Source organism: Geitlerinema sp. CS-897 (assembly GCF_028368005.1).
Classification (GTDB): domain Bacteria; phylum Cyanobacteriota; class Cyanobacteriia; order Cyanobacteriales; family Geitlerinemataceae; genus Baaleninema; species Baaleninema simplex.
Window position 1 is genome coordinate 1 of the sequence record NZ_JAQNCQ010000177.1, and the last position, 13,767, is coordinate 13,767.

General features: G+C 52.8%; 10 protein-coding genes. 5 read left to right on the forward strand and 5 right to left on the reverse strand.

Features of this window, described 5'->3' with window-relative positions; all coding sequences use genetic code 11:
- Positions 1–167: 167 nt before the first annotated feature.
- Positions 168–2,462 carry a putative PEP-binding protein gene (locus POG22_RS10925; protein ID WP_498905234.1) on the reverse strand — a complete coding sequence of 765 codons (2,295 nt, stop codon included), beginning with the start codon at positions 2,460–2,462 and terminating at the stop codon, positions 168–170.
- A 277-nt stretch (positions 2,463–2,739) separates the two neighbouring features.
- On the opposite strand from POG22_RS10925, the gene POG22_RS10930 reads away from it, so the two are divergent.
- Positions 2,740–3,567: a DUF4114 domain-containing protein gene (locus POG22_RS10930; protein WP_498905236.1), complete on the forward strand. Its 828-nt coding sequence runs from the start codon at positions 2,740–2,742 to the stop codon at positions 3,565–3,567.
- 188 nt (positions 3,568–3,755) lie between these two features.
- Positions 3,756–4,430 (forward strand): ComF family protein, encoded by a 675-nt coding sequence (locus POG22_RS10935; protein ID WP_498905238.1) that lies wholly within the window; start codon positions 3,756–3,758, stop codon positions 4,428–4,430.
- A gap of 318 nt (positions 4,431–4,748) precedes the next feature.
- On the opposite strand, the gene POG22_RS10940 is transcribed toward POG22_RS10935, so the two are convergent.
- From POG22_RS10940 to POG22_RS10955, 4 genes are all read right to left on the reverse strand, one after another.
- The gene (locus POG22_RS10940; protein ID WP_498905239.1) at positions 4,749–4,877 is read right to left on the reverse strand and encodes a hypothetical protein; all 129 of its coding nucleotides are present in this window, start codon (positions 4,875–4,877) and stop codon (positions 4,749–4,751) included.
- A gap of 364 nt (positions 4,878–5,241) precedes the next feature.
- Positions 5,242–5,712 (reverse strand): AAA family ATPase, encoded by a 471-nt coding sequence (locus POG22_RS10945; protein WP_498905240.1) that lies wholly within the window; start codon positions 5,710–5,712, stop codon positions 5,242–5,244.
- A gap of 258 nt (positions 5,713–5,970) precedes the next feature.
- Positions 5,971–8,019, reverse strand: a complete 2,049-nt coding sequence (locus tag POG22_RS10950) for an SUMF1/EgtB/PvdO family nonheme iron enzyme (RefSeq protein ID WP_498905242.1) — start codon at positions 8,017–8,019, stop codon at positions 5,971–5,973.
- Between the two features lie 18 nt (positions 8,020–8,037).
- Entirely contained in the window at positions 8,038–8,448 is a 411-nt protein-coding gene (locus tag POG22_RS10955; protein WP_498905244.1) for a Pepco domain-containing protein, read from the reverse strand.
- Between the two features lie 387 nt (positions 8,449–8,835).
- Between POG22_RS10955 and POG22_RS10960 the strand changes: the two genes are divergently transcribed.
- The 3 genes from POG22_RS10960 (at position 8,836) to POG22_RS10970 (ending at position 13,705) form a co-directional block, all read left to right on the forward strand.
- Positions 8,836–10,131, forward strand: a complete 1,296-nt coding sequence (locus POG22_RS10960) for a YcjF family protein (RefSeq protein WP_498905245.1) — start codon at positions 8,836–8,838, stop codon at positions 10,129–10,131.
- Positions 10,132–10,181: 50 nt separating this feature from the next.
- A complete protein-coding gene (locus tag POG22_RS10965) occupies positions 10,182–10,799 on the forward strand; it encodes a Uma2 family endonuclease (RefSeq protein ID WP_498905247.1) in 618 nt (205 codons plus the stop codon).
- 812 nt (positions 10,800–11,611) lie between these two features.
- On the forward strand, positions 11,612–13,705 hold the full coding sequence (locus POG22_RS10970) for a hybrid sensor histidine kinase/response regulator (RefSeq protein WP_498905249.1): 2,094 nt from the start codon (positions 11,612–11,614) through the stop codon (positions 13,703–13,705).
- Positions 13,706–13,767: the final 62 nt, after the last annotated feature.

Genomic DNA, 13,767 nt, shown 5'->3' on the forward strand with positions numbered 1-13,767 from the left:
CTGGAGACTGGTGACTGGTGACTGGAGACTGTTTTCACTGTTCCCTGTTAACTGTCTTCACTGGAGACTGGAGACTGGAGACTGGAGACTGTTTTCACTGTTCCCTGTTAACTGTCTTCACTGGAGACTGGAGACTGGAGACTGGTGACTGAAACACTGTTCACTGCTCACTGTTGACTGTTCGCTGTAAAAGCTAAGTCTAACAACACCCGTCGTTCGGCGCGGACGATGGCGTCGTGCGATCGCGCGATCGCGTCGCGGCGTACTGAAATTCCGGTAACGCCACAGCGAACGAAACGCTCGAGAACGTCGGGTTCGACCGAAACAGTATCGGCACAAACCGTACAGGGAATTCCCAAGCGGCGAGCTGTTTTGGCCAACTGAGCGATCGCCTTCAACACCGCCGGACGGCGCAACTCGAACGACTGCGCCATCGAACTGTCTTCGCGATCGACTCCTAATAGTAACTGTGTCAGATCGTTGGTGCCGATGGCAATTCCCGAGACGCCCGCCTCGACGTAGGCATCTAACAAAAACAGCACGGACGGTACTTCCGCCATGATCCAACATTGAAACGCCGGTCGATCGGTCAACCCAACGCGATCGCAACGTTGGCGACAAAACCGAAATTCCTCGAGCGATCGCACGAACGGTAACATCAACTGTACGTTGGTACATCCCGCTTCCCAGACCCGTGCCAGTGCTGCTAACTCGCAATCGAACGCTCTGGGATCTTTCACGTAGGCGAGAGTTCCTCGGAGACCCAAAGGCGACCCCGCCATACTATCGAACGTCCGATAGTACACCGGACGCGGGGCGAAGGCTCGCGCGAATTCTAACATTCCTTCCGTCAAGCGATCGACCAATGCCGCAGTCCGACCGTCGCGCACCCACTGTACTGGGGAATCGCCGTTTAGTACTTCGACTGCCATCAACTCCGATCGCACGAGTCCTACGCCGTCAACGAGTCTCATCGCCTCAGACGATATCGTTTTCACAGAACTCGGCTGGCTCAACATCACCATTAACTGCGTTCCCCGTACCTCAGACCGTTCTGCCAACGGCGGTACGGAGGGTTTCAGTGTATCCGAGATAGGGATTCGGACGTCCGAGGTTAACTCACCGCAATCGCCGTCGAGACGCATCGATCGCCCCGTTTGCAGTCGATCGGTAGCAGCCGTCACGCCAACGATCGCCGGAATTCCCAACTCTCGAGCTAAAATTGCGCCGTGACTGGTCAAACTTCCCGTTTCAGTCACTAACCCCACAGCTTGCTTTAACAAGGGAAAATCCGTCGGTTCCAAACTCGACACGACGATAATGCGATCGGGAGGAGGTACGATCTGAGTTCGATTGGAGGAGCGCACCACGAAAACAGGCGCGATCGCTTGTCCCGAGGAGGCGGGAAGACCTCGCAGCGTCAGCAGATCGGCTGTCGAATCTGGGGGACTGGCCGCTGGCGACGACTTCGGTTCTTGGGCTATTTCGACCGTCCAATCGTCTCGCCAGAGCCGTTCGTCAGGATAAACTTGGCTCAAATACAGTTCCGTTCCGTTTTCAGTCTGTACGAACTGCCATTGAGCCGAAAACGAGCGATCGAAGGTTTCGCAGAGTTTGCGTCCCCAATGCTTTAAGGTGTCGAGTTGCGCGTCGTCGAGAACGGCCTCGCGTTGTCGTTCGGGGGGAATGCCGACGACTCGCACTTCTGCCGTTGCCGGATCGAAGTCGTAGCGACAGAGGCGAACTCCCACCCGTCGCACGATCGGGGTGTCGCGATCGCTAGCGAGACGGTAGAGATCGGGAACGACGACCCCTTCGACGAGGCTCTCGATCTGTCCCGAGGTGGCAGCGATATCGAAGCCAGTTTTGCCACCGCGTAGAACACCCGTGACCGCGATGCGATCGAGCGGTTGTACGAGAACTGAGAGATAGAGGCGATCGAGGGAAATGCGAGACTGTTGCCAGCATAGGAGACTGCGGGCCCGAAACAGTTCGGCCCAGGTGCGTTTCAAGGCGAGGGCGATCGAGGAGGGGTCGTTGAGGCTCGTTTGGCTGTCGAGGAAGTCAGCATAGTCGAAGCTGTTGCGATCGCCGTCTATATATAAGGAGGGGTACAAAACGACTCCCGCACTCGAGAGGGAGGAGACCGCCTCAGTCAGTCGATCGAACCAGGGGGCGGGGAGTTCGGCCGCGAGGAGGGCTTCGCGAATTTGTCGGGCGATCGATTGCAGTTGGTGGGCGTCGTCAGCTTGTAAGTGAAGTGCTGTGTGAGAAATTTCAGCCAAAAGCGGATTATTCCAGGTGTTACTTTGCCAAAATTCTCGAAAAACGCGCGATGAAACCACAATTCCCCATAAAACGGGGTAATTTTCCCGTGCGAGTTGCCCCAAATAAAACCCACGCTCTCCGATCCAAGGGGATTCGATCGCATCAAATCGATCGATAGGAAACACTTCTGTCACGATACTTTGCGCCCCTCAATCGCACTATACCCGGATTTTATCGTTCTCAGCGAGCTGACGCGACAAACCGACCCACCTCTCGAAGATACGGCGATCGATGTTCCCCAGCGCGAGCGAGTTTTGAGAACTCTACATATTATCGGTAAAAAAACGGTACTTATTTAAAGAAGACGTGAAGTTTTACGTGAAAGTACCCAGTGGTTTGAAGAAAATGTCTATACTAAACACAAGGAAATAACCAAGTATATTTACGTAAAATCAAGGCAAGGGCAACCGTATGAAGATGCATTTTTCCAGCAACACCTTAACGGCGGCCGCGGGTACTGCACTCTTGCTCGGAAGTGCGATGTTGAGTTCGTCACCCGCATCCGCCGTAACCTTTGGCACGTCGCTCGATTGCGACCCCGCTTTATCGGGCGATCCCCTCGATCAAACCTGTTCGTTGCAAAGTCTGCTCGACGACATCACAGTGAGTGGTGGCATCGATACAACGAACGATACGGGATTCGAGTACTTCACCAACACCGCCACCGGTGGCTCGCTCGCTCGCTTTATGTTTGAAGTCGCGGGATTTGCCTCCGGTAACAAGTTTGGACTGTTCAACAAAGACGGCGTTAAAGCCGAACTGTTCGACGGTTCGAACGACGACGCCGATCGCGCGATCGTCGATTTCCTCGACAATGGCGATATCTCGATTTCGACGAAAGCCTTCGATCCCATCGGCTCGACGGTCGATAACCTCATTTCCGATTTTGGCAACGTCTTCGGATTCTATCTCGAAAACCCCGCCGGACATACGTTCTTCTCCGATGCGTCTCTCAACTTTGACGGACGACAACACAGTGCGATTTATCAAGGCGATAACTCGACGGTCTTAGATTTACCTGGCGTTCAGCCCGGTGTTTTTACGGATAACGAATTTATCATCGCCTTTGAAGACTTACCTGAAGGACATCCTTACGAAGATTTCGACTATAACGATCTCGTCGTCATGATGGAATCGATCGAACCGACAGATATTCCCGAACCCTCTACGTTACTCGGTTTGGGGGTCGTCGTAGGTGCTGCTCTGGCTACTCGTCGTCGCCAAAGACGTTCTAACTAACCTAGAAAACTATGTTCGTTCGGTTCGAACGAGGGGTTGAAAGCCTGACGATTCTACCGATTTTTTTCTGTATACAAGTGAAGGAGGCGTGCGATCGCCTAGCGAAACTCAGTTTTTCGTCCGGTCGCACGCCTCTTTTATCGTTATTTTTTCTACAATAAAGGTCGTTGCTTCACGTCAGCGAAAAAGTGCGTCTACTCGCTCGATTCCTCGACCTCTTTTTAAATCCCAATTGTCCCCTGTGCGATCGCCCCACAGATCGCGAACTCTGTCCCGCCTGTTTCCAACAACTTCGACACTGTCGCCGCTCTCATCCCCAAAATTTACGGTGTGGGAGCTTACCCGTTTTCGCCTGGGGCAATTACGGCGGAACGCTCAAACGTGCGATCGCCGCTCTCAAGTACGAAAACCACCCCCAACTGGCTCGACCCCTCGGACACCATATCGGACGAGCCTGGCAGAAAAAGCCCCTTCTCTCGGACGTGCAACTTACCGTCGTTCCCGTTCCCATGCACCCCGACAAACAACGCAAACGGGGATTTAACCAAGCCGAACTCCTGGCGCAACACTTCTGCAAGATCGCGCGTTTTCCCTTACAAGCGCGGGGTTTAGCACGAATCAAAAATACTCAAGCCTTGTTCGACCTCAACCCCGAACAACGGCGTCGAACCCTCGATGGCGCGATCGACCTCGGAAAAGCCTTCCGCCGTAGCCCTCCCAAACATCCAGTGTTGCTTTTCGACGACATCTACACCACTGGAACCACCGTCCGCGAAGCGACTCGTACCTTGAACAACGCGGGAATTCCCGTCGTCGGTATAGCCGTTTTGGCCAAAGCAGGCGGGAACGAGGTGAGGCGTTGACAGTCAAAACCGTTAGATTGGACGAGAACCGTGGGTTTCGTCCAATTCCCTCTCCGCCTCGATCCCCCGCTCCCATCTTCCGTTGTCGCAGTTCTCACAACACCCGCTGAATATTGGCGCGATCGGGTTTGGTGCGATCGTTGTTAGCATTGTCGCACAGCAGCCAAATCTGCTCGAAATCCGCCTCTTTGCGAAAAAACGTCGCCATGCCCTGGCGTCTCGTCGCGCACATCTCAACGGTTGTAAAAAGCGATAGCGATCGATCCCGATACAGATTGCAAAATTTCTCGCTTTCGCCATCTCGCTACAGTTCTCGCGTTACTGGGATTTGGGCTTGAATTTCAGCTTAAAACTCGTCGTTCCGGCAATGCCAGCGCCCCACCCCACGATATCCATTTTACTGTTAGCAAACATGGCCGGGGACACTTCCACTTCCGACAGTTCCATCAATTGCAACTCCGCTTTGTTTTACGGCACGATTCAGCGATCGATCCATCTGTCGCACCAACTTCGTTAATTCCTGTTCGAGAATCGCCACGGGGACTTCATGAGATTTCACGGTTCCAGCTTTCGGGGATTCTTCGTCAGTGTCGCCCTCAAAGCTAGAACTGTCTATCCAGCTCGATAACGGAGTCCGTAAAGGACTTAGCCTGGTCAACTCTCGGGCTTTTCAAGCCCGCGCCGTACCCGTTAGGGTCGGCGTCGGGTCGTTGACTGTTGCGTTTCGTCATCGGTGGCGAGTTTCGCGGTTCTCAGGGCTTGTTGAAACAGACAGGGAACGCATTCGGGATGGAGTTTCATTGGTGGTAATTTAGTATGACGAGCTGTCGTTGAAATTGGGGTTTTTGGGGATTTCGCTAATTTTAAAGATATCATCTTGTAGGGTAACGGAGAAGAGGCGATCGAACCCTTCGGAATAGTCGGGAATTTCGAGTTTTTTGTAGGTCGATCGCACGCCGATTTCGGGGATTTTGGCTTTTCCGCTGCGTTGGTTGTTGCGATGTAAGCATTCTGGTAAGGAAGACTCGAAGTAGTAGCCGATAACGCTGAATTTGTAGGCTTTCAGGTGAGGGATATATCGAGCGCGATCGCGTTTTGTGGGGTTGGTGTTGTCGATGACGAGGGGTTGTTTGGCGTCTAAGCAGGCTTCAAATATCAGGTTTTCTCGATGTCGCGTTTTCAGCATATCGAGGTTGATGCGGATGTGGGTGTTAGCGAAGTTTTGGAAGTAAAAGGTCGATTTTCCTGAACCTTGGATTCCTGTAAATATAATTCCTTGCATATAGCAGTCCTAAATCACTTGTGGAGTCTCGATCTAGCTATAGCAAGGGTTTAGGGAGCCGATCTTTCCACGATTCATCTAGGATTGCTATAGATAGATTTTATATCTATAGCAATCCCATTTGATTTGCGGAAAAACACCGGCTGAAAGACTGGGATCCTGTCCCAATCGGGGTTTTCCATGTCTGGGATTTTGCAACTGATTTAGGATTGCTATATTATCTTGAACTCCGAATACCCAATATTTTTTGGTTATGAGTTATATACTCAATAATCTAAAACCAATGAAATTTTTTCTTTGCCTATCATCTCCATATCCACAATCTGCCGATCGACACTGTTCTCGTGCCGCACTCCAAGACCCTCCTCGTAGTATCCAATAATTTTCATTAGCATATATGTATTTGTCTTGACACCATTCTCGAACATTGCCATGCATATCATATAAACCAAATTTATTGGGACAAAAAATACCAACATGAGTAGTTTTCCTTCTACCCCCTTCTCTAGGATTGTTTGGGTTAGGGGAATTTGCATAGCTTGACTCTCCATTATAATTAACATAATCTAGTGTTATAGTTTCTCCGAAGTAAAATGGAGTAGTTGTTCCAGCTCTACAAGCATATTCCCACTCCCTTTCACTAGGCAGCCTATACTCTCTACCTGTTGCTCTAGAAATTCGTTTGCAAAACTCTTGTGTTTCACTCCATAAAACTTGTTCTATTGGTAAATTTTCACCTTTAAAATACGAAATTTCAATATCGAGATCCATGTCAATTTTAGGCATTAATGCTACAGCCTTCCACTGTGCTTGTGTCACGGGATATTTACTCATAAAAAATGGAGGTAAAGTGATATATTCTTGACGCTTGTCACAATTTGAATGCGGAGATATGATATAATCCTCTGGGTTTCCTATTATGATAGAGCCACCGGGAATTTCAACCATTTCCAGTGTGACACCATTCCCCAAATCTTCTGTAAAATATCGGGCTGAGTGTTGCTCTCGCTTCACTTCCTCACCCCGTCGGTTCAGCGTAACCGTTTCAAAGGACCATGACTCTAAACCGCCATCAGGAGAGGGGGTTGGCATGGGTTCGGTTTCCTCTGGAGAGGGTGTTGGTGTCGGTTCTTCCTCTGGCGGAGGAGATTCAGACACGACAGGAACAGGTGTTTCCGTGGGTTTTGGAATAGGTCTTCGAGGAGTCTCTATATCGGGTTCCGACGGCCCAAACATCCCACGACTGGCGAACGCAACTCCCAATCCTACCCCTCCTAAGCTAAGCCACCGTAACACCTGTCTTCTCGGCACGGGTATCCGATCGCTCCAGCTTACCGAGGCGCGAGAACCATAACCCGTTTTCCGAGATCCAGATGTTGACCCTTGAGATGCAGCTTGTCCGCTGTATCCTGTCGCCAAACGTTCGAGGGCTTCGATCGCTTCGATATCGCTTCCCATCGCCGCCGCATTCACCCGAATCCACAACTGCCGTGCCAGCAACCGATCTCGCTTCACTTCAGCTCGAAGTGCTTCCTGTTTCAAGCGATCGATATCTTCCGGTCTAGCGTACCTCGGCAGCAAAATCAAATGAGATTTCAAGAGCGGTTCTGCAATAACATAGGGTCTTTGAGAATACCCCTCGCCTCGATACTCCCTCAACAACTCTGGAACGCGATGCCGGAGATACTCGTTCAAACGCGCCACTGTCGCACATTGTCCCTGAATTCCCAATCCGTCCAACACCGCACGAGTAAACGCCCCTTGTTGCAAGGATTCCAGTTCGTAAGAATACTCGTTGGGACTACAGGAAAAGAGCGTAACAACTCCTGTTTGTCGGGCTTTCTCCTCCGTCTCTTTACCAATTCCCTCTCCCCCTTTATCCGCTTGGTTGCGACAGGCATCGAGGAACAAAATGACGTTATCTGCGCCGCACTCCCGTAGCATATCCGCAACGTAACTTGTCAGGAGTGCCGTCGATTCCACATCTTCACGATCGCCCTCCAACGGCATCAAATAATCCCGTCCCCCGTGGCGCATTCCATGACCGCTGAAGCAAAACCACAGATTATCGCCCGCTCCCATCTTCCGTTGTCGAAGTTCTCGCAACACCCGCCGAATATTGGCGCGATCGGGTTTGGTGCGATCGTTGTTAGCATCGTCGCACAACAGCCAAATCTGCTCGAAGTCCGCCTCGTCGCGAAAAAACGCCGCCATTGCCCGTGCGTCGCATCGCGCACATCTCAACGGTTGTAAAAAGCGATAGCGATCGATCCCGATACAGATTGCAAAATTTCTCGCCTTCGCCATCTCGCTACAGTTCTCGCGTTACTCGGATTTGGGCTTGAATTTCAACTTAAAACTCGTCGTTCCGGCAATGCCAGCGCCCCACCCCACGATATCCACTTTACCGTTAGCAGACATGGCCAGGGACACTTCCACTTCCGACAGTTCTACCGATCGCAACTCCGCTTGTTTTACGGCACGATTCAGCGATCGATCCATCTGTCGCACCAACTTCGTCAATTCCTGTTCGAGAACCGCCACCGGAACTTCATGAGATTTCACGGTTCCAGCTTTCGGGGATTCTTCGTCAGTGTCGCCCTCAAAGTGAGAACTCTCCAGAATACTCGACGCCAAAGCGATCGGATCTTTCGCTCCCGTATAGTTTTCCGCTGTCTCAGCTTCTGGTTCCTGTGCGATCGAATACGCCAACACGCGAATCGTTTCGTCAGACATGGTTTGTTGGGCTAATGTTCGGGCAATTTCCCCCATGATTGCAGATTCGAGAAGACAGATCGTAGGGTGCGTCTTGAAAAATCGGGTGTCGAACCTGAGACCGAGAAATCGTCACGCACCGCCAACGTACGCCGCCCACATACCCGGACAAATCGGGTGTCGAACACCAGACCGAGAAATCGTCACGCACCGCCAACGTACACCGCCCACATACCTCGACAAATCAGGTGTCGAACACCAAACCGAGAAATCGTCACGCACCGCCAACGTACACCGTTCCCAGATCCGGCGTTCCCTATTCCCTTACTCCCCAAAAACGGTTTTCCCCAATTGCAAAGGTCTCCACCCCTTCCTAAAATCAAAGCGATATCGAGTACTTCTCGACCCATGACCGACCCCCAAACCCCCGAACCCGAAACACCCCAATCCACAGAGGACAAAGACACCTCATCCAATCCCGTAGCCAAACTGTGGAACACCACCACCTCGCGGGTCAAACACCTCCACCCCATCGAAACCGTTCGTAAAACCGTCCTCGAGTGGTTCAGCGTCAGCGACGATCGCCTCACGGAAATCCTCGCCAGAGTCCGCGAAGAACTCCCCACCACAGAAGCCTTACTGGTGGGAAAACCGCAATCGGGGAAAAGTTCCATCGTTCGCGGCTTAACCGGCGTTTCCGCTGAAATTGTCGGCCAGGGATTTCGTCCCCACACCCAAAACACCGAACGCTACGCCTACCCCTCGGAAGATTTACCCCTCCTCATCTTCACCGATACTGTGGGATTGGGAGACACCCACCGCGACACGGACGAACTGATTGCAGAACTCATCGGCGACTTGGAACGGGAAACCCATCGCGCCAGGGTGCTGATTCTTACGGTTAAAATCAACGATTTCGCCACCGACACCCTGCGCCAAATCGCCCAGGAGTTGCGCCGCAAATATCCCAACATCCCCTGTTTGCTGGCGGTGACTTGTCTGCACGAACTCTATCCCCCCGCGATGGAGGATCATCCTAAATATCCCCCAGAACTCGAGGCGATCGCCCGTGCGTTTGCTGCGATTCGAGAGGACTTTTCGGGACTGTTCGATCGCGCGGTTCTCATCGACTTCACCTTAGAAGAAGACGGCTACACCCCAGTTTTCTACGGCTTAGACGCCTTCAGTAACAACCTGGCCGAACTCCTCCCGGAAGCGGAATCTCGCGCCATTTACGACCTTCTCGACAAGGGCGCCAGCGAACAAATTGGCAATCTCTATCGAGACGTAGGACGCCGTTACATCCTCGCTTTTTCTCTCATCGCCGCCACCCTCGCCGCCGTTCCCCTCCCCTTCGCCACGATGCCCGTTTTGACGACGCTGCAAGTGTCGATGGTGGGGGTTCTCGGACAGCTTTACGGACAAACGCTTTCGCCGTCGCAAGCCGGAGGCGTCGCCAGTGCGATCGCGGGAGGGTTTCTCGCGCAAATGGTGGGACGAGAGTTAATTAAGTTTATCCCCGGTTTGGGCAGTGCGATCGCGGCATCTTGGGCGGCGGCGTATACGTGGGCGTTAGGTGAGGGGGCTTGCGTGTATTTTGGCGATTTGATGGGCGGTAAAAAACCCGATCCGAAGAAGATTCAAGCGGCGATGAAAGAGGCGTTTGAGTCGGCCAAGCAACGGTTTAAAAAGGTCGATCGTTAGAACTTTCGAGGCAGTCTACAATCGACTTGTGGGGTCGTGGCTGAGAAATAATGACAGAACTGAATTTACTGGCATCTCAACCTTCGCCGCCGAATTACCCCTCGCTGTATCGCTTTGATGTGAGGGCATATCGCCAACTGCTTGAAACTGGGGTGGTGGCGGCGGACGATCGCCTCGAACTGATTCAAGGGACGATTTTAAGAATGTCGCCGATCGGAACGAAGCATCAAGCTTGTGTGGCATTGTTGAATCGGCTGTTTGTGCGTCAACTCGGCGATCGCGCGGTAGTTTGGCCGCAAAATGCGATCGAACTCAGCGATCGCTCTCAACCGCAACCGGATTTGGCATTGTTGAAACCCCGAGAGGATTTCTATAGCGATCGCTATCCCACCCCCGACGATACGGTATTGGTTGTGGAGATCGCAGATAGTACGGTATCGTTCGACCGAGATGTCAAAATGCCGCTGTATGCCTCGGCGGGAATTCCAGAAATGTGGTTGGTGGATTTGACGCGCGGTTGTGTGGAAGTCTATCGAGAACCCAGCGACGTGGGGTATCAGATGAAGCGAACCGCTAGTTTAGACGCGGAAATTGCCCCCGCGACGTTCCCCGATTGTCGGTTAGCTGTGGCTGAGTTTGTCCGCGTGTCGGGGCGATCTTCGAGTTAGGTGAGAGGGCTTGCGTATATTTTGGTAATTTGATGGGGGGGCAAGAAACCCGATCCCCAGAAGATTCGAGCGGCGATGAAAGAGGCGTTCGAGTCGGACAAGCAACGGTTTAAAGACTGTCAGGGATCGGAGCGATCGCTTCTGTTTTTTTGAGAATCTCGCCTTTGAAAACGTTCGTTGTCTGTATAAATATCGTTGAAAACTCGAGCTGTGCTTCTCTATGCGCCTTCAAACGGCTCGATATGCAATTTTTCGATATTTAACAACAAATTTTAATATTTCGTTCGCTCGTGAAATATACAACCCATGTAAAGCTATCGATCGTTGACGTTTGAGCGAGAAACATCTAAAATGAGAAAAACTCACGTTTTAACATTCGTTTGATTTTTCATATTTTTTGAATTTCCTGTAAACTGGTTTGGCGTACGGCGATCGCGATCGCAAAAAATGTCAGAAACCTAACGAAAAATACTTTTCTAAACGATAAAAAACAGAAGTTAGTTTCTTCGCAATTTCGATCGCCCGCTCGACAGATCGAATTCAAGTATGGTTCCATAGAACCTCCCACCGATCGGTTGTCCCGAACCAGACCGGCCGACAGACAAGAATCAGCAAAACTGAGCGACGGTCAGCTCGATGGCGAGGCGGTTTCGTTTTGCCGTCAGAGATAGCACGATCGCGATTGTCGGTTAGATTAGAGATAAAATCGGGGTCTGAGGGCAGCTAGGGGCGATCGGATCGGCTCGAACGATTTCCCCAGCAGAGATCTTCTCCCCGATCGTGCAGGTTTTGGCAAGGTTGGTGTAGACCTTATGTCCCTACAACGCGAAAACGACGAACTGCGTCGAAAAGTTGCAGATCTCGAACGACAACTTCAACGGTTAACCCGTCCGTCTGTCGCTCGATGTTCTCACCAACCCCGAGATTCGAGCGTACCGCCCGAACCTTCCGAGACCCTCTGTCACGAACCGTGCGATCGATGGGATCTCAACGACGCCAACGAAATGGCGTTCGCGACCGATCTCGAGTTTCGCCTCACCTTCCTCAACCCGTTCGGACAAACCCTGCTGCGATGTACGGCCATCTCTTGGCAAGGGCGATCGGTCTTCGACTTCGTTGCCGCAGGCGATCGCGACATAGCCCGCCGCGCCTTCGAGACGATCGCCCCCCACAGCCGACTCAACAGCTTAGAAATACGCCTGCAACCCCTCGTCGGCGATCCGATCGAAGTCGAAATCAACGCCAGCCTACAATACCGCAACGGCCGACCCATCGGCATTCTAGTATTCGTGCGCGACGCGAGCGAACGCAAACAGTTCGAGCGACAGTTGCAACTGTTCCGCCGTGCCATCGACGCCGCGAGCGAAAGTGCCATCCTCGTCGATCGCAACGGTACGATCGTCTACGCCAACGCGGCCACCACCCGAACCTTCGGCTACGACACCAACGCCCTCTGCGGACGAAGTGCCAATCTGTTCTATCCCCCCGACGCCGACACTCACATCGACGACTTACTCCAAAAAGCCCTGCGATGCCATCCCTACGGTTGGACTGGCGAAGCGATCTGCCAACACGATAACGGAACTCGCTTCCCCGCGTTAGTATCCGCTAACGCCGTTCCCGACGACACCGGCCGCGTCAGTCACGTATTCGTCTTGTCTCGCGACATTAGCTGCCAAAAAGCCTCTCAAGTGGCACTGGCCGACAAAAACCACGAACTCGAACGAGCCAGTCAGCTCAAATCGGCGTTTCTGGCCAATATGTCCCACGAACTCCGTACCCCTCTCACCTCAATTTTGGGCTTTGCCAACCTCCTGCTCCAAGAAATCTACGGCGCCCTCAACGACAAACAACACCTTTACCTCGAACGCATTCACGAAAGCGGCGAACACCTCCTGCGACTCATCGGCGATATCCTCGACCTCTCCAAAGTCGAAGCGGGAAAACTCGAACTCGCCTCGAGCCAAGTGCCGATCGCCCACCTCTGTACCGATGCCATCGCCCTCGTCAGCGCACTGGCCTGCTCCCGTCAAATCCGACTCCACACCAACATCGACCCACAAATCGAGACCCTCGAAGGCGACGAACTGCGCCTACGACAAATGCTCGTCAACCTGCTCTCGAACGCGATAAAATTTTCTCATCCCGGCGGCGATGCGGGCATCGACATTCGCTCTCGGGGCGATCGCGTCGAAATGAGCGTTTGGGACGAAGGCATCGGTATTCCCCAAGAGCAACAATCTCTGCTGTTCCAACCCTTCCAACAACTCGACAGTTCCCTCTCTCGCCAACACGAAGGGACGGGGTTGGGTTTAGCTCTCACGCGCAAACTCGCCGAACTCCACGGCGGAACCGTCACCTGTCAGTCTCAACTGGGGAGGGGTAGTCGCTTTACCATCGAGCTGCCCCTTCGCCGACGTTCTAGCCTGTCTAGCCGACAATCTGCCCCGACTTCCACTGACGTTCGCGTTCGAGGGACTTCGAGCCGCTTGCTCCTCGTTGAAGACCACGACGGAAACGCCCTACTGCTCAAAGACATTCTCGAATTTTGGGGGTTCGCCGTCGATCGCGTGAGTTACGGACGCGACGTGCTAGCGTATCTCGAGCGAGTTCGCCCCGACTGCATTCTCATGGACGTTCACCTTCCCGACGCCGACGGCTTGGAACTCACCCGCCACATCAAACGCCATCCCCGCTGGAACACGATTCCCGTGATCGCAACGACGGCTCTGGCAATGGTGGGCGATCGCGATCGCTGTTTGGACGCTGGATGTGACGACTACCTCAGCAAACCCATCGGGTGCGATCGCCTCGCTCGCATCCTCAGTCAATATTTACCGCTGTCCTCAGTTGCGCCGGAAGTCCGCACCGTCTCGCACCCCATCTCTCAACCGCGATCGGAATGACGCCGAACCTCCCGCAACGAACGAACTCCGATCGGCCTCGGAGTTCGTTTTATGATGAAACA

Excerpts from the sequence above, each read along its gene's own strand:
- POG22_RS10930 (WP_498905236.1), top strand. The coding sequence starts at position 2,740 with ATGAAGATGCATTTTTCCAGCAACACCTTAACGGCGGCCGCGGGTACT.
- POG22_RS10940 (WP_498905239.1), bottom strand. The coding sequence starts at position 4,877 with ATGGAACTGTCGGAAGTGGAAGTGTCCCCGGCCATGTTTGCTAACAGT.
- POG22_RS10945 (WP_498905240.1), bottom strand. The coding sequence starts at position 5,712 with ATGCAAGGAATTATATTTACAGGAATCCAAGGTTCAGGAAAATCGACC.
- POG22_RS10950 (WP_498905242.1), bottom strand. The coding sequence starts at position 8,019 with ATGGCGAAGGCGAGAAATTTTGCAATCTGTATCGGGATCGATCGCTAT.
- POG22_RS10955 (WP_498905244.1), bottom strand. The coding sequence starts at position 8,448 with ATGTCTGACGAAACGATTCGCGTGTTGGCGTATTCGATCGCACAGGAA.
- POG22_RS10960 (WP_498905245.1), top strand. The coding sequence starts at position 8,836 with ATGACCGACCCCCAAACCCCCGAACCCGAAACACCCCAATCCACAGAG.
- POG22_RS10965 (WP_498905247.1), top strand. The coding sequence starts at position 10,182 with ATGACAGAACTGAATTTACTGGCATCTCAACCTTCGCCGCCGAATTAC.
- POG22_RS10970 (WP_498905249.1), top strand. The coding sequence starts at position 11,612 with ATGTCCCTACAACGCGAAAACGACGAACTGCGTCGAAAAGTTGCAGAT.